Consider the following 23,141-nt stretch of genomic DNA (forward strand, 5'->3'; position numbering starts at 1 on the left):
TTGTGCGGCTTCCGCGCGGCATGCCTTTCGGCCGTGCCGCTCATGATCCGGGCAGGTAGGGGTTGCGGTCCGATGCGGCGATCACGGCCCATGCCGTCGCGGCGAGGCAGGGCTGGTGGTCGTACCAGGAATACAGCGCTCTGATGCGCGGTTGGGGCGTGGCGTAAAGGAACCCGCCCGGCGACGACTGCCGCGCGATCGATGCGAACAGTGAGTCCGCCTTGGCCTCGTCGCCGACCCGTCGGTATGCGAGCGCGGCCTGCGCGGTGCCTTCCGTCCACATGCCGTCGCGGGCATCGGTGAAGGCGAAGCCGCCCTCGACCGCGTGCGTGCGCCCGGCCCAGGCCAATGCGCGCCGCCATGCCTTCGGCGCATCCGGCAGCAGCTGCGCCCACAGCTGCACGTCGAGGGCGGACGGCGAGTGGAGCGGCGTCGCGCCGTCGGCCGCGGTGCCGGTCCAGAAGTGGCCGCTCGCCGCGTCCCACTGCTGCGCCACGAAATCGCGGGCACGCCGGGCCCGTGCGTTCCAGTAGCCGCCCGGTGCGGAGATCCGTGCCAGCCAGGCGAACAGCGCGGCCAGGTCGATGTTGTGCTCGGTGGATTTCCACGACGCATTCCTCGGCACCCGCAGATAGGACTCGACGCCGCCGCGGAACCCGACGCCGCCGTGCGGGTCCGCCGCGTGGGCAACGACCCAGTCGGCAAGATGCGCTGCGGCGTCGCGCCAGCGGTCGTCGCCGGTGACGTCGTGCAGCGCCAGCAGCGCCAGCGCGGCCCATGCGATGTTCCCGCACGACGAGCCGTCCTGGTACGCGCCGGAATACTCGTGTGCGGCGTCCACCCAGTGCTTTTCCCGCGCATCCCACCACCCGTTCGGCAAGGGCCTGCTGCCCTCGACGGTGCCGGCGCGATAGGCGTCGCGCAGCCGCGTGTCGTTCAACGCCGCGAGCCGCAACGCTTCGCCGATGCGTTCCGCCTGTGGTCGCCGATGGCAGGCGAGCAGGGCGATGACGGCGAGTGCGTTGTCGTAGGTGAATGCCGCCGAATGCAAGGGGAGCAGGTCGGGTGCGCCTTGTCCGCGCCGGCTGTCGTAGCTGCGCAGCAGCACCGGGGTATTCCCGGGCAACGCGTCGACGCGCGCGGTGATGGCGTTGCAACCCATGCGGGCGAGGGCCTCGATGCGGGGTGTCGCGGCATCCGTACCCCTGGTCGACGGCGTCGCCGTCTTCGCATGGGCTGGCATCGCCGCAGACACGGCGAACAGGCCGGCGAACAAGGCCGCCATTCCCGCCTTCGCGGGAACGGCGGCAACCGGGGAGCTCGCCAAGTTGCGTTGCCGTCCCGCCATGGCACATGGTCCGGCCTGCGCCATGGCGGGAGCCTGTTGCACCGGACTGGTCAGAAGTCAGCGCGCAGGCTGAGGTTGTAGCGGGTGTCGTCGCGGAAGAAGCCCTTGGGCACGGTGGTGCCGTTGGTGTCGATGATCTCGCGGCTCTTGAACGTCGAGTTCAACAGGTTGGCCACCTGCAGTGCCACCTTGACGTGGTCGTTGAGCGAGTAGATCAGCGAACCATCCAGCCGGCCCTGGGAAGCGGCCATGACCGGCAGGAACGGATAATCCGCCTCCTGGCCCGTGATGAGGAACTGCGAGCGCCAGTTCCACGCCAGGCGCGCCGACAGCGGGCCTTTTTCGTAATACGCGGTGAAGTTGAAGGTGTCGCGGGACAATTCGCCCGGCGGCAGCTTGAGCTGGTTGACGCACTGCGTGGCCGGCAGATACGTGGCGGGGCAGTAGTTGACCTTGCCGAAGGCCAGTCCATGCGGCTTGATGTAGGTGTAGTTGGTCTGCACGCCAAAGCCGGAGAGCCAACCGGGCAGGAAATCGAATTTCTGCTGGTAGGCCAGTTCCGCGCCGCCCACGCTGCCCTTCTGGTCGAGGTTGGCCAGGCCCGCCGTGTACTGCTCCGGATAGGTCACGCCGTTGTTCGTCACCGTGGTGTTCACCACGTTGGTGATGTACTGGATGGTGTGGTTCAACTGCTTCCAGAACAGCATGCCGGTCAGCGAACCGGCGTTGCCGAAATACCATTCCTGGCTCAGGTCGAAATTGTGCGCCGTGATGGGCCTGAGGTAGGGGTTCGTGCCGTTGTAGCCGTTGCCCACTGTCGGCTCGGTGCTGCCATTGGTGCCGTAAGGCAGCAGCCCGCTGATCGACTGGCCCGCCTCCAGCTGGTTGAGCGCCGGCCGGAAGATCGACTCGGAGAAGGCGAAACGGGTGATCAGGTCGTCCGTCCAGCCGATCGCCAGGTTGAAGCTGGGCAGCCAGTTGCCGTAGCCGTTGCTGGCCGTTATCCGGCTGTACCCGCCGTTGGCGAAGGTCACGTATTGCTGCTGCTGCGCCGGAGTGAGCGCGCAGAACGTGCCCGGCGAGGCCGGCTGGGTGCCGTTCTTCGTTACGCCCTGGCAATACTGCGAGATGGTGGCGTTGCCGAGAGCCTGCTTCATGTCCGGCAGCAGCAGGTAGCCCGCGGCGTCGTCCTGGGTATGCACGTAGCGCACGCCGATGTTGCCGCTGATTTGCAGGCCGCTCAGGAAATCCAGGTTGCTGTTGCTGAAGTTCAGGCGCAGATAGGTGGCGTTGGTCTTCTCGCCGTTGGAGGAGATTTCCTGCGGCAGGTAATGCGTGCCCGGCACGAAGGTGTAGCCGTACTGGTCGCGTTCGTAGTTGGTGTAGTAGGGGCTCCACCAGCTCCAGCCCGGGTTGATGGCCAGCGACTGCTGGTTGATCTGCTTCATCGCGGCGACGGATTGCCAGAATTGCGACTGCGGATTCAGGTTGAAGAAGGGCGCGACCACGCCGAAATCGCCGTTGCCGAAGGCCGGCAGGTTGACGTGGTAGGGGGAAACGTAGCCGGGTGTGTTGGCCGCCGTGACCGCCAGACCATTCCCGCCAGCGTAAGGCGTGCTGATGTCCCAGAAGTAGCTGTACGGCGAGTTGTACAGCGTTTCTTCCTGGTTGCTGTGCCGGAAGCCGAACTGGATGTTGTCCAGCGGCCCCTTGTCCACGTCGAAGCTGCCGTCGAGGCGGAAGGCGCGCTGGTTGCCCCAGGACTTCTCCTGGTGATCCTGTGCCGCTGACCAATAGGTGTTGTTGGGGTTGGCGAAATACTGGGCCGTCGTTTCGTTGGGATCGGGCGACAACAGCCTGATCGTGGGCACGCTGTCGCCGTGCGTGGCGACGTACCAGTTCGCCTGGGTCATCTGGCGGATGTAGTAGTAGGCATCCGAGTAATCGGAATGGGTGTCCTGCGCGTCCAGGCTGAGGTGCAGCCGGTCATTGACGTTCCACTTCAGGTTGAAGGCGTAGTCGTTGGTCACGTAACGCCGCTTGAAGCCGGCGGTATCCAGCTGCGTCGGCACGCCGCCATAGGTGAGCGGCAGGAAGGTCGATGCGGCCGGATCGCCCGAGATGGTGCCGGACTGGAACACGCCGTTGGCGTCGTAAACCGGCGTGGTGCCCGCCAGCGGCACGGCACAGCCGGCCAGTGTCTGGCCGCTGCAACCATCCGTCGATGCCTGGAGGGTGTGCTCGAAGGTGGCCTCGGAGTCCGATGCCCGATTCCACGTCAACGCGGCTTGCCAGGCCTTGTCCGGGCTTTCCCATTGCAGCGCCAGCGCATGGCCGAAGCGCGTGCTGGTCTCGTCCTGGTGGCGAAGGTCGCCGCCGACCGGCACGTAGCGGAATTCGCCCGGCGCAAGGCCGGGAAAGGCGTCGGTTCTGCCACCCGGCAGGGCGCAGCCATTGCAGCGCCGCTGGTAATCGACCACGGAAATCGCATTGTCGGTCTGGTCGATGCGGTCGTAGGCCACGTTGGCGAGGAAACCGAAGCGGCCGATCCCGGTGTTCCAGTTGTGGCTGAACAGGCCGGCGATCTGCGGCGTGCCCTTCTTGGCCAGGTCGCCCCAGTAGTCGCCGAGGGTGACGGAGGCCTGGGTAGCCTTGCTGCTGTCGAAGGGCAGGCGCGTGTTCAGGTCGATCGAGCCGGCGATGCCGCCTTCGATCATGTCGGCCGTCTGGTTCTTGTTGACCACCACCGAGCCGATCAGCTCCGGCGACACCGTCGAGAAATTGAGCCCCTGGCCGCCGCCGGCGGAGAACACCTCGCGGCCATTGAACAGCGTGCTGGTGTAGGGCAGGCCCTGCAGGCTGATGTCCGAGCCCTGGATCGAGAAGTGATCCGGGTCGGCGGCCACGCCGAACGCGCTGACGGCCACGCCCGGCACGCGCTGCAGGGCTTCGGTCACCGACAGGTCGGGCAGCGAGCCGGCATCCTGCGCCGAGATCGCATCGACGACCGTGTCGGCGTAGCGCTTGATGTTCTGGGCGCGATTCAAGCTGGACGAGTAACCGTTGACGGTCATGCCGGTGAGCTGCTTGGCCTCCTTCTCCTCGGCCGTCGCCGTGGTGCCCTTCTTGTCCGCGGTCTTGGTCTTCGCGGCCTTCCTGGCGACGGGGGTGGCTTGCGTGGCCTGGTCGGTTTCCTGCGGCGCAGCCTGCGCGTGCAGCTGCCCGGCCGCCAGCAGGGTGATCGCGATCGCGAAAGGCAGCAGGCGCGGCCGATGGGCGTTGCCCACATGCATGTGCATGGACTGTTTCTTCACTTCGATGTCTCCCCAATGGTTCGATGAATACGCGGCCGCCGCGCCGCTGCCCCTCGTCTTCCGGCTTGCCTTCGCCTGCCGCCACGGCCCCCGCCGTTTCCCCGCGACCGCGCATGCCGCCGCCGGCAGGCTCGCGCCGCGCGCCGGCCATGGTGGCCCGGCCAGGGCGGGGCGCCGTTCCGGACGCCGGTGGCCGCGGTGCTGCCGCGGTCCGCGTCGCGGGCGGTGCCTGGTGGCTCCCCTCCACCCCGGCGGCGCGTCCCCTCGCATGAGGACTGCTGCGCCTGCCGCAAGCTAATCAAAGATACAAGCGCTGTCAATAAAAAATACCAGCGCTGGTATTTTCGAGCCGGATGGGTATTCGCGCGGCTGGTTGGTGGCCTTGCGCCTGGGTTAGCATGGGCGCTGCAAGCCATACAGGGTGGGCCATACATGCCTGCGAGAATCGAGGACGTCGCCGCGCATGCCGGCGTGTCCACCAAGACGGTGTCCCGTGTCATCAACGGCTTTCCGAGCGTGCGCGCCAAGCTGCGCGCGCGGATCGAGGCCTCGATCCGCGCGCTCAACTACGTGCCCAACGCGTCGGCCCGCGGGCTGGCGGGGAATCGCTCGTACCTGATCGCGTTGCTGTACGACAACCCGATGGCCGGTTCCAGCTACACCATGGAGGTGATCGTCGGCGTGCTGCAGGCGTGCAAGGGGACCCCGTACAACGCGGTGCTGCACCCCTTCGACGCGGCGGAAGACCTGGCTGCGCGGATCGACGGCTTCGTGGCGACGCACCGGCCGGACGCGCTGGTGCTGGTGCCGCCGCACGCGAACAACGCGAAGCTGCTGCAGCGCCTCGACGAGCTGGACATCCGCTACTCGACGATTTCCTCCAAGCTGCGCCAGTCGCGCATCGACGTCGGTTTCGACGAGCGCAAGGCGGCGGCGGAGATGGTCGGGCACCTGATTTCGCTGGGGCATCGGCGGATAGGCCACATCGCCGGACTGAAGGGCCACGGCGCGCATACCTGGCGGCTCAGCGGCTATCGCGACGCCTTGCGTCGGGCCGGCATCGCGTACGACGAGTCACTCGTGGTGGAAGGGGATTTCGCTTTTGCCTCCGGCGTGGCGGGCGCCAGGGTGCTGCTCGACCGCCGGCGCCCCCCCACGGCGATCTTCGCGGCGAACGACGACATGGCCTGCGGCGTGATGCGCGAAGCCTATGAACGCGGCTTGGCGATTCCGGGCGACCTTTCGGTATGCGGCTTCGACGACACGCCGGTGTCGCAGTTGATCTCGCCGGGCCTGACGACGGTGCGCCAACCGTGCCGCGAGCTCGGTTGCCTGGCCGTCGAGAGCGTGCTGAGGTCGATCCGCGCCCCCTCCGCGCGCCAGCAGGCGCGCGTGCCTTATCAGGTGCGTTTGCGCGCATCCACGGCCGCTCCCGGGAAACCGTAGTATTCGCCTTGTGCGGCGCCGGGTTCGCCATGACTTCGGCGCTCGATTCGGGGGGCGAAGACGGTGATCGACGACAAGGCTGAAGCTGCAGTGCGCTGGCCGCCTTCGCAGGCCGACGGGCACGCGGATGCGGCGCCGCGCGTGCGCCGCGTCGGCTGGCCGTTCATCGTGATCTACGGCCTGGCCTATACGGGCCTGTGGATGGCGTTGCTGCCGCCCATTCTGGTGGGCCTGGCGATGCGCGTGCGCGAGATCGTCCCGGCGCATGCGGCCGGCAGCCTGTCGCTGGTGGTGGGTGTGGGAGCGTTGATCGCGCTGTTCGGCAATCCGTTCTTCGGCCGCCTTTCGGATCGCACGAGCTCGCGCTTCGGCATGCGGCGGCCCTGGCTGGTCGCCGGTGCCCTGGGCGGCATGGCGGGGCTGGCGGTGGTCGCGACGGCCGCGTCGGTTCCGCAACTCCTGCTGGGCTGGTGTGTCACGCAACTCGCCTGCAATGCACAACTGGCCGCGCTGGCGGCGATCTTCGCCGACCAGATCCCGGCGGCGCAGCGTGGCACGGTGTCCGGCATCGTCAACGTCAGCCTGCCGCTGGGCATGACGGGCGGCACCTTCCTGGTCGAGGCGCTCGCGGATTCCACGCTCGCCGTCTTCCTGGTGCCTGCCGCGATTGCATTGGCCTGCGCGCTCGCCCTTGCCTGGGTATTGCCGGACCATCGATTGGCGGCGGTGCGGCGGCCACCTTACGGATGGCGCGAATTCCTGGGCAGCTTCTGGATCAGTCCGCTGCGCTTTCCCGATTTCGCCTGGGCCTGGAGCAGCCGCTTCCTGCTCTACGCCGGAGTCGCGTTGTTGATGACGTACCAGGAGTTCTACCTGATCCGCCAGCTGGGCTGCCCCCCGGACGAAGCGCCGCGCTGGATCTTCCTGTCCACCCTGGTGCAGTCCTGCACGGTGGCGGTCTTCGGTGCCCTGGGTGGCGCCTTGTCCGACGCCCTCGGACGGCGCAAGGTTTTCGTGTCCGGCGCGGCGCTGGTCTACGCACTGGCGCTGCTGATGATCGCCTTCGCCGCCTCGTATTCCTGGTTCCTCGCGGGCATGGCGATGGCTGGCATCGCGCAAGGCGTGTACCTGGCGGCCGATCTTGCGCTGGTGACCGACGTACTGCCTGAGCGGGAAACCCACGCGGCCAGGAACCTGGGCATCTTCAACATCGCCAGCGTCCTGCCGCAGTCGCTGATGCCGGCGGTCGCCCCGGGCATCCTGCTGGCAAGTGGCGGGAGCTACGAGGCGCTGTTCGTCGCGGCGGCGGTCCTCGTGGCGCTTGGCGCGTGGGCCATCCTGCCGGTGCAAGGAGTGCGCTGAGGCGCGCGTCTTTCAAGGTGCTCCCTGTGTCGCCTTGCGCGCTAGAAGAACGTCGGCATCGCCTCCAGCACCCGCAGATCGTCGTCGACGCGCAGGACCTGCCGCCACTTGTCGAACGTGAGGCAGGGGTGGGATGCGCCGAACGAAACGGTGTCGCCCACACGGAGGTCGACGTCGTCGGGGATCACCAGCATCGTGTGCTGGTCCATCACCTTGCGGACCGTGCAATGCCGCAGCGGATGCGCGGGCTCGCCGGGGCGGTGCAGTTGCAGCGGGATCGGCAGGTCGGGATCGCAGGAGATGTCGCGCTTGCCCATCGCGATCACCGCCAGGCCGGGTTCGGGCAGGGACTGCACGTGGGCGAACACGACCAGCGCGGGCAGGAGTTCGCCTTCGAGTTCCGGGTCGCGCGCCTTCACCTCGGCCATCGCGTCGCGGTACCAGCGATGGTCGTGCACGACGTAGCAGCCGGGCCGAAGAATGGCCGTGCAGCGCTCGCGCAAGTCCGCCTGGTCGAACGCCTCGGCGACCAGGTCGAACCACTGCGAACCCGCCGCCGTGACGATCGGCTTGCGATCGGCGAACGCACCCGCATCCATCAATCCGCGCAGGGTGGCGACGAGCCGCTTGGCGTAGCGGCGGACGTCGTCGGCCGCCTGTTCGCCGCCGATCAGCCCCTCGTAGCCTTCGATGCCGCACAGCACGAGCGCCGGCGCGGCGGCAATGGCATCGACCAATGCCGCAAGCGCGTTCCCGTCGCGCACCCCGCAGCGGCCGCCGGCCACGCCGAGTTCGACCAGCACCTGCAGGACGAGGCCGCGTTCCCCGAAAAACCGGTTCAGCGCCTCGACGTTGGCCACGCTGTCGACCAGACAGCAGTAATCCGCGCCGCGTTCGATCAGATCCGCGACGATCGCCATGTTGGGAGCGCCGACGAGCTGGTTCGCCATCAGCAGGCGCGTGACGCCGTGTCCGAAGGCCGCGGCGCACTGCACGGCGGTGGCCAGCGTAATGCCCCAGGCGCCGGCATCGAGCTGGCGGCGGAACAGCGCGGGCGTCATCGTGGTCTTGCCGTGCGGTGCGAGCTGTGCGCCGTGGCCGTCGGCGTAGCGCTGCATCCAGGCGACGTTGCTGGCCAGCGCCGAATCGAGGATCGCCGCGGCAGGCAGGCTTACCTCGCCAAGCAGCGACTGGCCGATGACGGGGCTGCCTTTTTCGAGTTGCCGTGCCTGGAGAGTCATGGGCTGCGAGCCGGTCGGGAGCTGGCTGACGAAGATACGCTTGCGATCCCTGCGTTGTCCCATGCGATCCGGCATCCGCTTCATGCACGAGGGCGAACGGGTTGTTGTCCATGTCCCGGAGTATCCGTCTCCGCCGTCGCGGTGGGCGGCCTGGGTTGCCGCGCCGCTCGCTGCGGATCAGTCCGCTGGCCCCGTGTCGACGCGAGGCATTGGTCGCTACGCGCCCTGCGCGTGCACCCACTGCACGATGCCCGCGGCCTGCATCGCGCCCGACTGGCGCGCGACCTCGCGGCCGCCCCTGAACAGCGCCAGGGTGGGGATGCTGCGGATGGCGTGGCGGGTGCCGAGCGCCTGTTCCGCGTCGGTGTCCACCTTGAGCAGGCGCACGTGCGGCTCGAGTCGCGTCGCGGCCTGCGCGAAGTGCGGCGCCATCATCTGGCAGGGGCCGCACCAGGTGGCCCAGAAGTCCACCAGCACCGGGATGTCATTGCGGGTGAGGTGTTTCTGGAAGGCGGCTTCGTCGACGGCCAGCGGATGGCCGGTGAACAGCGGCTGGTGGCATTGGCCGCAGGCGGGCTCCGCGGCGAGGCGTTCGCCCGGTACGCGGTTCACCGCCTGGCAATGCGGACAGACGAGATGCAGCGGGTCGCTCATGGCGTGGTCTCGCGATCGCAGGTTGGGATGTCCGCGACATGGGGGTGGCGGTGCCCGGATCAAAGCCTGGGCAGCACACCGGCGAGGGGTGGCGGGTTGCCGCGGCGCTGCGGTCCCCGTGCGTGCGCTCGCTATAATCGACGGACTTTGTCCACGCCTTTCACCCTGCTGCCACCACGCCGATGCGAGGTTTCCGCCTGACCGAACCGCTGGTGATGCTGGCGACCGTGCTGCAGTGGCTGGTCCTGTCGACCTTCACCGGCACGGTGGTCGGCGCAGGCTGCACCCTGTTCCTGCGCGGGCTGTATGCCACCGAGGGCCATGCGTATGCGGCGCCGTGGTGGTGGCTGGCGCTGGCGCTGCCGCTGGGCGGCCTCGCCAACGGCCTGCTGCTGCATTACGGCTACCGGCTGCGGCGCAGCACGTTCAACGACAACGCGATCGTCGCGGTCAACGAGCAGCACGGCAAGCTGCCGTTCCGCACGATGTGGATCAAGCCGCTGGCTTCGATCATCACCCTGGCCTGCGGCGGTTCGGCGGGCAAGGAAGGACCGTGCTCGCACATCGGGGCCAGCCTGGCGGCGGTGGTGGGGCGCTCGCTGCATCTCAATCCCGAGATGCGCAAGCGCCTGCTCGCCTGCGGCGTCAGCGCCGGTTTCTCCAGCGTGTTCGGTACCCCCATCGCGGGCGCGATCTACGGCGTGGAGATGCTGGCGATCGGGCGCATCCGCCACGATTTCCTGTTTCCCGGCATCGTGGCCGGCGTGACCGCGTTCGAGGTCTCGCGCTACCTCGGGGTGCCGTATCCGCACTACGCGATCGACTTCACCGGCCAGTTCACCGAGATCCTGTTCCTGAAGACGGTGCTGATCGGCGTGCTGTGCGGCGGCGTGGCATGGCTGTTCGTGGAACTGTTGCGCCAGGCGAAACTGGCGTTCGGTCGCCTGAAGCGGCGCTATGCGCTGTGGCCGCCGCTGGTGCCGGCGCTGGGCGGCGCGGTGCTGGCGCTGCTGGTGATCGTGGTGCCGACGGACTACCTCGGCCTCAGCCTGCCGGTGATGGAGCGGGCCATGCATGGCGAGGCGATGCCGTACCTCGGTTTCCTGTGGAAGGCGCTGCTGGTCGCGATCACGCTGGGCTCGGGCTTCTATGGCGGCATCGTCACGCCGCAGTTCGTGCTCGGCGCGGTGGCCGGCAGTGCGTTCGCCCACCTGTTCGGCCTGCCGCCGGCGCTGGGCGCAGCGGTGGGGCTGGTGGCGGTGGTCGCCTCGGCCTCCAACGCGCCGATCGCCGCGATCCTGATGGGCGTGGAGCTGTACGGCGCAAACGCCACGCTGTACGTGGCCGGTGCCTGCGTGGCGGCCTACCTGGTCATCGGCCACCGCAGTGTCTACCCGGAGCAGCAGATCGCCTTCAGCAAGTCCTCGTGGATCTTCGCCCGCGCCGACCTGCCGGTGGCGCAGGAGAAGGTGCGGCTGTCCTACGGACTGCTGCGCTGGCTGCGGATGCGGCGGCGGTCGCGGAAGACCGGCGCCAGCGAATGACGCGGATGCCCGCAGCCTACGCGAGCGCCCACGCCACCTGCTGGCCCGCACGGAACGGAATGCAGCGGCCGTCGCCGAACGGCAGCGCGTCCGGCACGGTCCAGGGCCGGCGTTCCAGCACGATCTTCCCGGGGTTGCGCGGCAGGCCGTAGAAGTCCGGCCCGTGGAAGCTGGCGAAGGCTTCCAGCCGGTCGAGCCTGCCGGCCTGCTCGAAGGCCTCGGCGTACAGCTCGATCGCGGCGTGCGCGGTGTAGATGCCGGCGCAGCCGCAGGCAGTCTCCTTGGCGTGCTGCGCGTGCGGCGCGCTGTCGGTGCCGAGGAAGAAGTGCCGGTCGCCGCTGGTGGCAGCTTCCAGCAGGGCCTGGCGGTGCGTTTCGCGCTTCAGCACCGGCAGGCAGTAATGGTGCGGACGGATGCCGCCCTCGAAGATCGCGTTGCGGTTGAGCAGCAGGTGGTGCACGGTGATCGTGGCACCCACGTGCGCCGGTGCCGCGCGCACGAATTCCACCGCGGCGCGCGTGGTGATGTGCTCCAGCACCATGCGCAGGTTCGGATAGCGTTCGCGCAGCGGGATGAGCTGGCGCTCGATGAACGCGTGCTCGCGGTCGAAGATGTCCACCGCCGGATCGGTGACCTCGCCATGCATCAGCAGCGGCAGGCCGTGCCGCTCCATCGCCTCCAGCACGGCATGCACGTTCGCCAGGTCGCGCACGCCGGCCTGCGAGTTGGTGGTGGCGCCGGCGGGGTAGTACTTCACCGCATGCACGAAGCCGCTGGCCCGGGCGCGCGCGATCTCGTCCGGCGTGGTGGCCTCGGTGAGGTACAGCGTCATCAGCGGCTGGAAGCCGGTGTCCGCCGGCAGCGCGGCGAGGATGCGCGCGCGGTAGGCCGCGGCCTCGGCCACCGTGGTCACCGGCGGCTTGAGGTTGGGCATCACGATGGCGCGCGCGAACTGCCGCGCGGTGTCGGCCACTACCGAGCCCAGCGCGGCGCCGTCGCGCAGGTGCAGGTGCCAGTCGTCGGGACGGGTGATTTCGAGGCGCATGGGCGACATGGCGGTGCAGCTCCGGTACGCGGACGGGAAAGGGCGGGAGTGCGCATGCGCCGCGCTAGGCAAGGGGCGCGCGCCACCCGGGCGGGGGCGTCATGGTATCGGATCGTCCATCGCGCCGCGATGCGCGTGGGGCGGGAAACTTCGAACGGTACGTGCCAGCCCCGGTGCGAACAGGGACAAGCTTGCGAGGCTTGAGGGCCGTCACCGGGCGTGGGACGATCCAGCCGATGAGCAGCAAGCCCGCCCCGGCCCAGCACCTGCGCGATCTCGCGCGCCTGCGTCGCGTGCGCGACCGCATCGACCGCGACTACGCGCAGCCGCTGAACGTCGAGGACCTGGCGCACGCCATCGGCATGTCGGCGGGGCATCTCAGCCGCCAGTTCAAGCTCGCCTTCGGCGAATCGCCCTACAGCTACCTGATGACCCGGCGCATCGAGCGCGCGATGGCGCTGCTGCGCCGCGGCGACCTCGGCGTCACCGAGGTCTGCTTCACGGTGGGCTGCGCCTCGCTGGGCACCTTCAGCACCCGCTTCGCCGAGCTCGTCGGCATGTCGCCCAGCGTCTACCGGCGCGAAGCGGCGCGAGCCACCGAGGGCATGCCGTCCTGCATCGCGCGGCAGGTGACGCGACCGATCAGGAATCGAGAAGCGCCGGCCACCGAACCCGACCTAGCATGACCGCTCCACCCACACCGAGCAGCACCGTCATGGACATCAGCATCCACGCCAGCTTTCTTCCGCACAGCGACCCGGACGCCTCGCTGGCGTTCTACCGCGACACCTTGGGCTTCGAGGTGCGCAACGACGTCGGCTACAACGGCATGCGCTGGATCACGGTGGGCCCCGCCGGCCAGCCCGGCACCGCCATCGTGCTGTATCCGCCGGTCGCCAGCCCCGGCGTCACCGACGAGGAGAAGCGCACCATCGCCGAGATGATGGCCAAGGGCACCTACGCGACCATGCTGCTGGCGACCCGGGATCTCGACGCCGCGTTCGAGCGCATCCAGGCCAGCGGCGCCGAGATCGTCGAGGAGCCGACCATGCAGCCCTACGGCGTACGCGACTGCGCCATCCGCGATCCGGCCGGCAACCTGCTGCGCGTGCAGGAACGGCATTGAGCCACGGGGAGGCAGCCATGAGCGAACCCATCGTCTTGCAGGTGGTCGGCCGACTACGCTCCGACCTCGGTGCGACGGACGCGGCTCCGCACCAGGGCGACGAAGGTGCGCCGGACGCCTGGCTGGTGCTGGAGGCCGGGTATGCAGACGCGCTGGCCGGCGTGGTGGCCGGGGACAGCCTGGTCGTGTTGACCTGGCTGCATCAGGCGCGGCGGGACATGCTCAAGGTCCGGCCCCGGGGCGACCCGGACGCGGCATGGACCGGCGTGTTCAGAACGCGTTCGCCCCACCGGCCCAACCCGATCGGCATCCATCCGGTGCGCGTCCGCGCCGTGGATGGCCGGCGGTTGCTGATCGGCCCGATCGAGGCGATCGATGGCACGCCCGTGGTGGACATCAAGGTGGAGCTCGGCCCCGTGGGCGAGCGATGAGCGGACACACCAGGCATCAAGCGAGGAATTCCATGGAACAGACTTCGAGGAAGGGCGTGCGCAAGCCCGCCGCACGAGCCGCGGGCAAGGCATCCGCAGGGTTCAGCGCCGAGGAAAAGGCCGCGATGAAGGCCTACGCCCAGGAGCAGAAGGCGCAGGCGCGCGCCGACAGGACCCGGGAGGACGGCGAACGCGAAGTGCTGGCGGCGATCGCCGCGATGCAGGCGCCGGACCGTGCGATGGCCGAACGGCTGCACGCCCTCGTCAAGGCCCATGCGCCGGCGCTGGTGCCGAAGACCTGGTACGGCATGCCGGCCTATGCGAAGGATGGCAAGGTCGTCTGCTTCTTCAAGGATGCGCAGAAATTCAAGGACCGCTATGCCACCCTCGGCTTCAACGACAGCGCAAGGCTCGACGACGGCGCGATGTGGCCGACCGCGTTCGCGCTCAAGGTGCTGAACGTCGACGTGGAGAAGCGCATCGCCGCCTTGCTGGAGCAGGCGCTGGGCTGAGCGGCGTGATTCTTCGGCCTCCCGGCCAGGCCACGGATGAGCGGCCGCGAATCGGCCGCGCGGGTGGGCTGGCGCGTCCCGCGCAGAGCGTCCCGCCCTGGCCTGCGCGCAAAGGGCTCCCGGCGCGGGGCCACGCGGGAACGCCGGACAGGCTCTAAGATGCGGCCTTGTTCCCCGACCGAGGCTGCTCGCCATGCGTAAGGCTCTTCCATGTCCGTGCCGCGTTCTTCTGGGACTGGCGCTCGCGCTGCCCGCCCCGTGGGCCGCAGCCGCCGACGCGGCGCCGGTCGTGCATGTCGATGCCGGCACCCTGTCGGGGATCCATGACGCCCAGGCCGGGCTGGACGAGTTCAAGGGCATCCCGTACGCGGCGCCGCCCGTCGGCGCGTTGCGCTGGAAGCCGCCGCAGCCGGCGGCCGCGTGGACTGGCGTGCGCGCGGCCGACCGCTTCGGCCCGCGCTGCATGCAACGCCCGCTGTACGGCGACATGGTGTTCCGCTCCAACGGCATGAGCGAGGACTGCCTCTACCTCAACGTGTGGACGCCTGCGCATCACGCCAAAGGCAAGTTGCCGGTGCTGGTGTATTTCTACGGTGGCAGCATGCTGGCCGGCGACGGCTCGGAGCCGCGCTACGACGGCGCCAGCCTGGCGCAACGAGGCATTGTCACTGTCACGGTGAACTATCGCCTCGACGTGTTCGGCCTGCTTGCCTTGCCTGCGCTGGCCGCCGAGTCGCCGCAGCACGCCGCCGGCAACTACAGCCTGCTCGACATGACGGCGGCGCTGCGGTGGGTACGCAACAACATCGCCGCGTTCGGCGGCGATCCGGCGCAGGTCACCATCGGCGGCGAGTCGGCGGGTTCGATGGCGGTATCGGCGCTGGTGGCCTCGCCATTGTCGAAGGGGCTGATGCAGCGCGCGATCGGCGAGAGCGGCGGGCTGCTGGGCAATCTCAAGCCGGAGCCGTTCGCGCGGGCCGAGCAGCGCGGCGAGGACTTCATGCGCAAGGTCGGTGCCCGTTCGCTGTCCGACCTGCGCGCGATGCCGGCGGCCGACTTGCTGAAGGCGCTGGGCAACTCGGACAGCGACAGCTTCAACCCGACCATCGACGGCTATTTCCTGCCGCGTTCGCCCGGGGCCATTTACGCGGCGGGCGAGCAGGCGCACATCCCGCTGCTGGTCGGCTCGAATTCGCAGGAAGGCTATTACGCGAATCTGCTCGACAAGCAGCCGCCCACGCCGGCCAACTACCGCGCCGCGGTGGAGAAGATGTTCGGCGCGGCGCACGTGGACGAAGCGCTCAAGCTCTATCCCGGCAACGACGAGGCCGAAGTGAAGGCCTCCGGCACCGCGCTGTCCGGCGACCAGTTCATCGCGTTTTCCACCTGGCGCTGGATGGACTGGCAGCATCGCACCGGTCGCGCGCCGGTCTACTACTACTACTTCGAGCAGCCGCGTCCGGCGAAACGCGACGGCAGCGCGGGCCCGGGCACCGGCGCCGTGCACAGCGGCGAGATCGAATACGCGCTGGGCAACCTCGACGGCAACAGGGTGTATGCCTGGACCGCCACCGACCGCCGTGTCTCGGCCACGATGGAGGGCTACTGGGCCAACTTCATCAAGACCGGCGACCCCAACGGCGCGGGCCTGCCGCACTGGCCGGCCGTCGCGGCGAAGGACGGCGGCCTGCTGCGCCAGGCCATCGGTGCGGACACGCACGGCTTCGTCGACCGCAAGGCGGCGCGCTACGAGTTCCTGCAGCGCTTCGAGTCCGACGCGCACCTCTGAGGCCGCGCCGCGAAAGACCGGGCGGCGAGAGAGCCCGCGGTTCAGTAGGGCCGCGTGCGCTTGCCGCCCGCGGCGGCGGCCTGCATCTCGACGCTGAGGGTGAAGCTGCGCTGCTCGTTCGGCTGCATCGCGCCGACGCCCACCAGCTTGCGCGCGATCTCTTCGCCGCGTTCGTTGCGGATGGTCAGCACCATCGAGTATTCCCACGCACCGCTGTCGGGATTGCGGAAGCTGCCTTCCACGCGCAGCGGCACCGACGCCGGCACCGCGGCTGCGGCGCCCGGCTCGCTGAAGCGCAGCTTGTGGCGGCAGGCCGGGCACACGCTCGCGCTTTCGAGGATGGTCTCCCGGCAGTGCGGACAGGTGCGCGTCGCCCCTGCGGTGCCCGACGGCGCGGCGCTCACGAAGTGGCGCCGCCGCGCCCGCTGCCCGTACGCGTGCCGTCGTCGTCCCAGCCGAACTCGACTTGGCCGCGCATGCGCGAGCCGGCCGCCACGCTGAGCGACCCGGCCTTCAGGTCGCCGGTCAGCGCGCCGCTCTGCAGCAGTTCCACGTGCACCGCGGATTCGATGTTGCCTACCAGTTCGCCCGCGATGGTGATCTTCTCCGCGCGCACGCTGCCGGTCACCTTGGCGCCGGGCTCGATGGTAAGGTCCCCGCGTACGTTGATGTCGCCCTTGAAGCTGCCGGCGATGCGCACGTGGCCGGCGCCCTCGATCTTGCCTTCGATGGTGATGTCGGGCGCGATCAGCGATTCGGCCTTGGGCTTGCCCGCGGCGGCCGCGGGGGCCGGACGGGGAGCCAGTTGCACCGGTGCGGTCGCTTCCGGCTTGACTTCGGGGGCGTCGAAACGCGCCTGCTCCGGGGCTTCGGGAGTCGCGGCGGAGGAGGGCTTCACGGGCTCTTTCCACAGGGCCATGGGGGGGCTCCGGTTCACCAGGGGAAGGTCGAGCGTAACCCCGAACGATGGCGATGGAAAACGGCGCAGACAGCTTGGATTCATGCCGCCGAAGAGGTGCGCCGGGCTCAGCGCCGCGTCGCCAGCACCCCGTCCAGCGCCAGCTGCGCCTTGAAGCCGGCTTCCTCCAGTCGCCGCGCCACCTCGCGCGGCACGTCGCGGCCACTGGTGAGCTTGTTCGGGCTGCCGGTGTAGTGGAACAGCCGGCCGCCGCGACGCAGCACGCGGGCGAGCTGCCGGTAGAACGCCAGCGAGTACAGCTCGCCGGCGATGCCGAAGCGCGGCGGGTCGTGCAGCAGCGCGTCCACCGCGGCATCGGCCACCTGCGCGATGGCCTGCGCCACGTCCGCGTGGGTCAGCTCGAGGCGTCCGCCGCCGGCGGGCGCGCCGGGGTCGGGCGACCACGGGTTGAGCGTGCGCAGCCACAGCACGTCGGCGTTCCTCTCGAAGGAGTGGATGCGCGCCGCGCCTGCCTCCAGGCAGCAGGCGGCGAAGTAGCCCAGGCCACCGCAGGTATCCAGCACCGCCTTGCTGCGCGGCTCGACCAGCGCCACCTTGCGACGCGCGTCGTCCAGCGGCGACTCCTTCGCGGTGGGCAGCATCTTGATGCCGTCGATCTCGAACGTGGGCACGTCCCAGCCGGTGGGCACCAGCTTGATCAGCGATCCGGAGTAGCGCGCGGCCGGTGCGAACGCCTCGCCGTCCCAGTAGTGGATGCTGCGGTCCTTCGGCACCGGCGGCCACGGGTAGCGCTTGCCGCGCCAGTGCCAACCGTCCGCCTGCAGTTGCGCGGTACCGGTCGAGCGGCCGAGATCCAGCGAGCCCGTCCACCCGGCAGCGCCGGCATCGCGCGCGGCGAGCAGCGCCTCGGCAGTGGCGCGGGTGAGCAGCGGGCCGGTGTAATGCGGCATGGAGATTCTCCCGGAATGGCGGTCTCGGGCGGCGCCGCAACGGCGTCGCCGACGGGGAAGGGACGAGCGTGGCGGATCGGCTGCAGGCGCGCCGCGACCTGCGTGACGAGCGCGGCGGCATCCGGGTCGAGGTCGACCCCGACCACCGCGCGCCGGCAGCACCCGTCCTGCGGTTCCGGCGTGAGCCGGCGTGCGGGGTCGCGGAAGCCGCAGGACATCACGCGCCCGCCATTGTAGAAGCTGCCGGCCATCCTGGTGACTGAATGTTCACGCCGACGCGGGACCCGGTCTCCGGCACCGGTCCGGCGAGCGCCGCGGGGAGATGCGGCCGACTTGCGGCTCCGTGCGGGCCATCGCGACGGCCCCCTGCGAAAGGGGCGTCGCTACGGGACGGCATCGCACCGTCGCCGGCGCGACCCTAGGCACGCCTTTGCCCTTTCCTCACGGCGACGCGGGCATAGTCGCGGGACTGCGGCCGCGGCCGCGTCGTTCGGGAGCCGTGTCATGACGAAATGTTGCCCGCGTGGATTGCCGGCATTGCTGCTGGCGCTCGCCTTGCCCGTCGCGGCGCAGGCCGCAGATGCGAACGGCGCCGCATCGAAGCAGGTCGCCACCGCCGGGGCGCATGCCGGCATGGCGCTGGGCGCGACGGACCTGGCGACCGCCCACGCGCACCTGCACCATGTGGTGAACTGCCTGGTCGGACCGTCGGGCAAGGGCTTCGATGCCAAGGCGGGAGACCCCTGCAAGGGCATGGGCCAGGGCGCCATCGTCGACGCGAAGGGCGATGCCGCCGTCGAGGCCCGCTTGCATGCGGCGTTGGGGCAGGCCGAGCAGGGCCTGAAGGCGACCACGCTGGATGCCGCGCATGCGGATGCGAAGAAGGCGATGGAGAGCCTGCAGGCGAAGTGACCTGCGGGCCAACGCGTCAGCGGGCGTTGCATGGCACCTTGCCAGGACGGGACCTCGCGCCACATGACGAGGAGGCTTGCGATGAAGTTTTCCATGCCCGCATGCGCATGGACGGTGGTGTTGGCCTGCGCGGCCTGCTCGCAGGGTTCGCAGCTGCCGGCACCGGCGGCTCCCGCATCGGCACCCACCGCGCCGGCCACGCAGGCGCCGCTACCGGCCGGCGCGGCAACCACCGCCGCCACCGCTGCCACGCCGACGGTGCCGCCGATCTACCTGTTCGACCTGCTGCAGCGCCCGGATTTCGTGAAGGCGCTGGATGCGCTGCGCGGCGTGCAGGACCTGCCGGACTGGGTGCGCCAGGGCGGCACGGCGACACCGGTGCAGGTCGTGCAGGTGGACGGCAGGCCCATGCAACTGGCGACCGCCTGCAAGCCGCACGATTGTCCGACCGAACGCGTGGCCCTGCTGTACGACGCGCAGGATCACGCGATGTGGGGCCTGTTCGCGCAGCGCCCGGAGGATCTCGCGCCGGCGGTCGATCCCGACGACAGCTCGCAGGACCAGCTCACCTGGCTGGGCACGCCGGACGAGCGGCGGAAGCAGCTGCTGCACGATGCGCTGTACATGCGTTGACGACGCACATCACGGCGGCTTGATCGCCGAGCGGGTCAAATGGACGGGATGCGCCGCACTTGGGCGGCGCGCTTCCTCCTGTGGAGCATTCCGGCATGAGCACGATCAAGGTGGCGGTACTGGTGGGCAGCCTGCGCAAGGCGTCGATCAACAAGCGACTGGCGCGGGCGGTGGAGCGGCTGGCGCCGAAGGAGTTTGTCTTCGGGCACATCCGCCTCGACGACCTGCCGCTGTACAACCAGGACTTCGACGCCGACTATCCCGCCGAGGCCCGCCGCCTGAAGCAGGAAATCGAGGCCGCCGACGCGCTGCTGTTCGTCACGCCGGAATACAACCGCGGCGTGCCGGGCGTGCTGAAGAACGCCATCGACCTCGCTTCGCGTCCCTGGGGTACCAACTCCTTCGCCGGCAAGCCGGGGGCGGTGATCGGGGCCTCGATCGGTGCCACCGGCAGCGCGCTGGCACAGCAGCACCTGCGCAACTCGCTGGTGTTCGTCGACGTGGCGATGATGGCGCAGCCCGAGGTGTTCGTGCAGTTCAGGGACGACGGCCTGATCGACGCCGAGGGCCACGTCGCGAACGAGGATACGCAGAAGTTCCTGCAGGGTTTCGTGGATCGTTATGTGGCGTGGGTGAAGCAGCACCTGGCTTGACCGGAACGCCCGGAAAGCGCTGTCCTGCGCCTTCCCTACCCGCCGGACCCGGGCCGGCTCCGCCACGCTGCCGCCTGCGCGGTGGCGTGGCGGATGATCCTTCCGCGGATCAGGCCTCCGCGCCGCAGAACTTCTCCAGCAGCAATTGCTGCACATCGCACGTCGCCTCGTCGGCTGCGCGCGGCACCAGCCGGTAGCTGCCATCGGCCTGCAGCTCGGAGGAGCCGACGTTGTCGGCCAGGTAGAGCTCCAGCGCGCCGAGGATGCGCTGCTGCAGCTTCTTGCCCTCGATCGGGAATGCGCATTCCACGCGGCGGTCGAGGTTGCGCTCCATCAGGTCCGCGCTGGAGAGGTACAGCACGGGCTCGCCATCGTTGGCGAACCAGTAGGCGCGGCTGTGCTCCAGGAAGCGGCCGATCACCGAGCGCACGCGGATGTTGTCCGACACGCCGGGCACGCCCGGGCGCAGGCAGCACATGCCGCGCACGATCAGGTCGATGCGCACGCCGGCGAGGCTGGCCTTGTACAGCGCGCGGATCACCTTGGAATCGGTCAGCGCGTTGACCTTGATGAGGATGCGCGCCGCCTTGCCCGCTGCGGCGTGCGCAGCTTCCTGCGCGATCAGGTCGAGCAGGCCCTGCTTCAGCGAGAACGGGGCCTGCAGCAGCTTCTTCATGCGCAGCGCCTTGCCCATGCCGGTGAGCTGGCTGAACAGCTTGTGCACGTCTTCGCACAGCGCCGCGTCGGAGGTGAGCAGGCTGTAGTCGGTGTACAGGCGCGCGTTGGCCGTGTGGTAGTTGCCGGTACCCAGGTGCGCGTAGCGCACCAGCTCGTTGCCTTCGCGGCGCTGGATCAGCATCAGCTTGGCGTGCGTCTTGATGCCCACCACGCCGTAGATCACCATCGCGCCGGCCTGCTGCAGGCGCGAGGCGAGCGTGAGGTTGGATTCCTCGTCGAAGCGCGCGCGCAGCTCCACCACCGCGGTCACTTCCTTGCCGGCGCGGGCGGCGTCGACCAGGGCGTCGACGATCTCGGAGTCCGCCCCGGTGCGGTACAGCGTCTGCTTGATCGCCAGCACCTGCGGGTCCTTCGCGGCATGGCGCAGCAGGTCGACCACCGGCGCGAAGGACTCGTAGGGATGCAGCAGCAGCACGTCCTGCCGTGCGATCACCGCGAACAGGTCCTCGGCGTGCTTCAGCGCCTTCGGCAGCGCGGGCACGAAGGGCTTGTACTGCAGTGCGGGGTAGTTCACCTTGCTGGCGATGCGGAACAGCCGCGCCAGGTTCACCGGGCCGTTCACCTCGTACAGCTCCGACTCGGCGAGGCCGAACTGCTTGAGCAGATGGGCGCTGAGCGCCTTCGGGCAGTTGTCGGCCACCTCCAGCCGCACCGCGCTGCCGAAGCGGCGCGAATACAGCTCGCCGCGCAGCGCCATCGCCAGATCCTCCACATCCTCGGGGTCGAGCGCGAGGTCGGCGTTGCGGGTCAGCCGGAACTGGTAGCAGCCGAGCACGCTCATGCCGGGGAACAGCTCCTCGGCGTGCGCATGGATGATCGAGGACAGCAGCACATAGCAGTCGCCGTGCCCGGCGACGTCGTCGGGCATGCGGATCAGCCGCGGCAGCACGCGCGGCGCCGGCACCACGGCGAGGCCGGAGTCGCGGCCGAACGCGTCGGTGCCGTCCAGCTGCACGATGAAGTTGAGGCTCTTGTTGACCAGCAGCGGGAACGGATGGGTGGGGTCCAGCCCGATCGGCGTCACCAGCGGCGCCACCTCCTCGCGGAAATGGCGGCGCACCCACTGCTTCTGCCGGTGCGTCCACTCGTCGCGCCGCACGATGCGGATGTCGTGCGCCGCCAGCTCCGGCAGGATGCGCTCGTTGAGGATCGCGTACTGCCGCTCGACCTGCCGGTGCGCGATCGCGCTGATCTCCGCCAGCACCTGGCGCGGCGCCATGCCGTCGGCGCCGATCAGCTCGTGGTCCAGCGCGATCTGCCCCTTCAGCCCGGCCACGCGGATCTCGAAGAACTCGTCCATGTTGCGCGAGAAGATCAGCAGGAACTTCAACCGCTCCAGCAGCGGCGTGCGCTCGTCCAGCGCCTGGTCGAGCACGCGGACGTTGAACGCCAGCTGCGACAGCTCGCGGTTGAGATACAGCCGGCGTTCGCCGAGGTCGGGCGCGGCTGCCGCGTCGTTGGCCGCCGCGGTGTCCGCGACGGCTGGCATGGGCTTGCGGGGAGCTTGTGAACTCATCGAGCGTGATCCGTGGGAGCGTGCCGCGGTAGTCCTGCGGGCATGGTAACCCCGGCGGTTCATGCTTTCAGTGCATGGCAACCATGTTGCTGGCGGCTTGTGACGACTGGATGACGCGCGGCGGGTTCCGGATGCGCGGGCGTGGCCAGCGCCGATGGGGGATGGACGATGGGCCCGCGCCGCCTGCCGGACATCAGATTTCGCGGCTGCCGTGGCTGCGGAGCGCCAGGTAACGGCTGGGCGGGGCGCCGAGGACGCGCCGGAACGCAGCGCTGAACGCGCTGGCGCTGGCGTAACCCAGCTCCAGCGCGACGGTGGTGACCGGCTCGCCGCTGCCGAGCCGGGTCAGCGCCGCGAGCAGGCAGGCCTGCTGGCGCCACGCGGCGAAACTCATGCCGGTCTGCCGGCGGAACAGCCGGGTGAAGTGGCGTCGGCTCATGCCGGCCTTGTGCGCCATCGCGTCGACGTCGACCTCCAGCGCGGGCGCGGCGAGCAGGGCACGGCAAAGCTTGCGCAGGCGCGGTTCGTCGGGCAGCGGCGTGTTCAGCGGCAGCGCCGGCATCGCACGGATCTCGTCCAGCAGCAGCGCCATCACGCGGCCGTCGCGGCCGTCCAGCGCGTATTCCAGCGGCAGGTCCACCGCCTCCAGCAGCAAGGCGTGCAGCAACGGCGACACCGCGATCACCTGGCAATGCGCGGGCAGGCCCGCGGCGTCGGCGGCCTCGCGCCGCACGTAGGCGCTGCGCGTGGAAACCGCGCCGTTCATGTGCACCTCGTGCGGCAATCCTGGCGGTATCCACAGCGCGCAACGTGGCGGCACCACCCAGCTGCCGCGGCTGGTCACCGCGCCGACCACGCCGGTGGCCGCATACAGCAGCTGGCCGCGACGGTGCGCGTGCGCGGGCAGCACGTAGCCGGCGGCGTAGTCGTTGCCGGTGGCCACGACGTCGCGTGGCGCGTTCTCGTAAGCATCGACGCGGGTGTGACGCATGCAGGTGCCTGTCCAGT

The 23,141-nt window shown here is 69.5% G+C and carries 21 protein-coding genes; 11 read left to right on the plus strand and 10 right to left on the minus strand.

Going from position 1 to position 23,141, the window contains the following annotated elements; genetic code table 11:
• Nucleotides 1-40: 40 nt before the first annotated feature.
• Nucleotides 41-1,285: a hypothetical protein gene (locus ACQGNW_RS12645; protein WP_426663543.1), complete on the minus strand. Its 1,245-nt coding sequence runs from the start codon at nucleotides 1,283-1,285 to the stop codon at nucleotides 41-43.
• Between the two features lie 113 nt (nucleotides 1,286-1,398).
• Nucleotides 1,399-4,647 (minus strand): TonB-dependent receptor, encoded by a 3,249-nt coding sequence (locus ACQGNW_RS12650; RefSeq protein ID WP_426663544.1) that lies wholly within the window; start codon nucleotides 4,645-4,647, stop codon nucleotides 1,399-1,401.
• 447 nt (nucleotides 4,648-5,094) lie between these two features.
• Here ACQGNW_RS12650 and ACQGNW_RS12655 point away from each other — a divergent pair, with 447 nt between their 5' ends.
• Both ACQGNW_RS12655 and ACQGNW_RS12660 read left to right on the plus strand, forming a co-directional pair.
• On the plus strand, nucleotides 5,095-6,108 hold the full coding sequence (locus ACQGNW_RS12655; protein ID WP_426663545.1) for a LacI family DNA-binding transcriptional regulator: 1,014 nt from the start codon (nucleotides 5,095-5,097) through the stop codon (nucleotides 6,106-6,108).
• 63 nt (nucleotides 6,109-6,171) lie between these two features.
• Nucleotides 6,172-7,470 carry an MFS transporter gene (locus ACQGNW_RS12660; protein WP_426663546.1) on the plus strand — a complete coding sequence of 433 codons (1,299 nt, stop codon included), beginning with the start codon at nucleotides 6,172-6,174 and terminating at the stop codon, nucleotides 7,468-7,470.
• A 41-nt stretch (nucleotides 7,471-7,511) separates the two neighbouring features.
• Here ACQGNW_RS12660 and ACQGNW_RS12665 read toward each other — a convergent pair whose 3' ends face one another.
• On the minus strand, nucleotides 7,512-8,795 hold the full coding sequence (locus tag ACQGNW_RS12665; RefSeq protein ID WP_426663547.1) for an amino acid deaminase: 1,284 nt from the start codon (nucleotides 8,793-8,795) through the stop codon (nucleotides 7,512-7,514).
• 132 nt (nucleotides 8,796-8,927) lie between these two features.
• A complete protein-coding gene (gene trxC / locus ACQGNW_RS12670; RefSeq protein ID WP_426663548.1) occupies nucleotides 8,928-9,365 on the minus strand; it encodes a thioredoxin TrxC in 438 nt (145 codons plus the stop codon).
• 182 nt (nucleotides 9,366-9,547) lie between these two features.
• Here trxC and ACQGNW_RS12675 point away from each other — a divergent pair, with 182 nt between their 5' ends.
• Nucleotides 9,548-10,909 carry a chloride channel protein gene (locus ACQGNW_RS12675; RefSeq protein WP_426663549.1) on the plus strand — a complete coding sequence of 454 codons (1,362 nt, stop codon included), beginning with the start codon at nucleotides 9,548-9,550 and terminating at the stop codon, nucleotides 10,907-10,909.
• Between the two features lie 16 nt (nucleotides 10,910-10,925).
• Here ACQGNW_RS12675 and pyrC read toward each other — a convergent pair whose 3' ends face one another.
• Nucleotides 10,926-11,963 (minus strand): dihydroorotase, encoded by a 1,038-nt coding sequence (gene pyrC, locus ACQGNW_RS12680; protein ID WP_426663550.1) that lies wholly within the window; start codon nucleotides 11,961-11,963, stop codon nucleotides 10,926-10,928.
• A 227-nt stretch (nucleotides 11,964-12,190) separates the two neighbouring features.
• Between pyrC and ACQGNW_RS12685 the strand changes: the two genes are divergently transcribed.
• The 5 genes from ACQGNW_RS12685 (at nucleotide 12,191) to ACQGNW_RS12705 (ending at nucleotide 15,812) form a co-directional block, all read left to right on the plus strand.
• Nucleotides 12,191-12,640 (plus strand): helix-turn-helix transcriptional regulator, encoded by a 450-nt coding sequence (locus ACQGNW_RS12685; RefSeq protein ID WP_426663551.1) that lies wholly within the window; start codon nucleotides 12,191-12,193, stop codon nucleotides 12,638-12,640.
• A gap of 29 nt (nucleotides 12,641-12,669) precedes the next feature.
• On the plus strand, nucleotides 12,670-13,080 hold the full coding sequence (locus ACQGNW_RS12690) for a VOC family protein (protein WP_426663552.1): 411 nt from the start codon (nucleotides 12,670-12,672) through the stop codon (nucleotides 13,078-13,080).
• A gap of 17 nt (nucleotides 13,081-13,097) precedes the next feature.
• The gene (tsaA, locus tag ACQGNW_RS12695; RefSeq protein ID WP_426663553.1) at nucleotides 13,098-13,511 is read left to right on the plus strand and encodes a tRNA (N6-threonylcarbamoyladenosine(37)-N6)-methyltransferase TrmO; all 414 of its coding nucleotides are present in this window, start codon (nucleotides 13,098-13,100) and stop codon (nucleotides 13,509-13,511) included.
• Nucleotides 13,512-13,543: 32 nt separating this feature from the next.
• The gene (locus ACQGNW_RS12700) at nucleotides 13,544-14,023 is read left to right on the plus strand and encodes an iron chaperone (protein WP_426663554.1); all 480 of its coding nucleotides are present in this window, start codon (nucleotides 13,544-13,546) and stop codon (nucleotides 14,021-14,023) included.
• Between the two features lie 193 nt (nucleotides 14,024-14,216).
• Nucleotides 14,217-15,812, plus strand: coding sequence for a carboxylesterase/lipase family protein (locus ACQGNW_RS12705; RefSeq protein WP_426663555.1), 1,596 nt, complete (start codon nucleotides 14,217-14,219; stop codon nucleotides 15,810-15,812).
• 41 nt (nucleotides 15,813-15,853) lie between these two features.
• Here ACQGNW_RS12705 and ACQGNW_RS12710 read toward each other — a convergent pair whose 3' ends face one another.
• From ACQGNW_RS12710 to ACQGNW_RS12720, 3 genes are all read right to left on the minus strand, one after another.
• Nucleotides 15,854-16,216, minus strand: a complete 363-nt coding sequence (locus ACQGNW_RS12710; protein ID WP_426663556.1) for a hypothetical protein — start codon at nucleotides 16,214-16,216, stop codon at nucleotides 15,854-15,856.
• Nucleotides 16,213-16,731 carry a bactofilin family protein gene (locus ACQGNW_RS12715; protein WP_426663557.1) on the minus strand — a complete coding sequence of 173 codons (519 nt, stop codon included), beginning with the start codon at nucleotides 16,729-16,731 and terminating at the stop codon, nucleotides 16,213-16,215. The genes ACQGNW_RS12710 and ACQGNW_RS12715 overlap by 4 nt, the downstream gene beginning before the upstream one ends.
• Before the next feature lie 107 nt (nucleotides 16,732-16,838).
• Nucleotides 16,839-17,681, minus strand: coding sequence for a class I SAM-dependent methyltransferase (locus ACQGNW_RS12720; protein WP_426663558.1), 843 nt, complete (start codon nucleotides 17,679-17,681; stop codon nucleotides 16,839-16,841).
• A 504-nt stretch (nucleotides 17,682-18,185) separates the two neighbouring features.
• On the opposite strand from ACQGNW_RS12720, the gene ACQGNW_RS12725 reads away from it, so the two are divergent.
• From ACQGNW_RS12725 to ACQGNW_RS12735, 3 genes are all read left to right on the plus strand, one after another.
• Nucleotides 18,186-18,593, plus strand: a complete 408-nt coding sequence (locus tag ACQGNW_RS12725) for a hypothetical protein (RefSeq protein WP_426663559.1) — start codon at nucleotides 18,186-18,188, stop codon at nucleotides 18,591-18,593.
• An 81-nt stretch (nucleotides 18,594-18,674) separates the two neighbouring features.
• Nucleotides 18,675-19,226, plus strand: coding sequence for an Ivy family c-type lysozyme inhibitor (locus ACQGNW_RS12730; protein ID WP_426663560.1), 552 nt, complete (start codon nucleotides 18,675-18,677; stop codon nucleotides 19,224-19,226).
• 95 nt (nucleotides 19,227-19,321) lie between these two features.
• A complete protein-coding gene (locus ACQGNW_RS12735; RefSeq protein ID WP_426663561.1) occupies nucleotides 19,322-19,879 on the plus strand; it encodes an NADPH-dependent FMN reductase in 558 nt (185 codons plus the stop codon).
• Between the two features lie 109 nt (nucleotides 19,880-19,988).
• Here ACQGNW_RS12735 and ppk1 read toward each other — a convergent pair whose 3' ends face one another.
• Together ppk1 and ACQGNW_RS12745 are read right to left on the minus strand one after the other, a co-directional pair.
• Nucleotides 19,989-22,133, minus strand: a complete 2,145-nt coding sequence (gene ppk1 / locus ACQGNW_RS12740) for a polyphosphate kinase 1 (RefSeq protein ID WP_426663562.1) — start codon at nucleotides 22,131-22,133, stop codon at nucleotides 19,989-19,991.
• A gap of 193 nt (nucleotides 22,134-22,326) precedes the next feature.
• A complete protein-coding gene (locus ACQGNW_RS12745; RefSeq protein ID WP_426663563.1) occupies nucleotides 22,327-23,124 on the minus strand; it encodes an AraC family transcriptional regulator in 798 nt (265 codons plus the stop codon).
• Nucleotides 23,125-23,141: the final 17 nt, after the last annotated feature.

Source organism: Rhodanobacter aciditrophus, from assembly GCF_050026795.1.
Lineage (GTDB): Bacteria > Pseudomonadota > Gammaproteobacteria > Xanthomonadales > Rhodanobacteraceae > Rhodanobacter_A.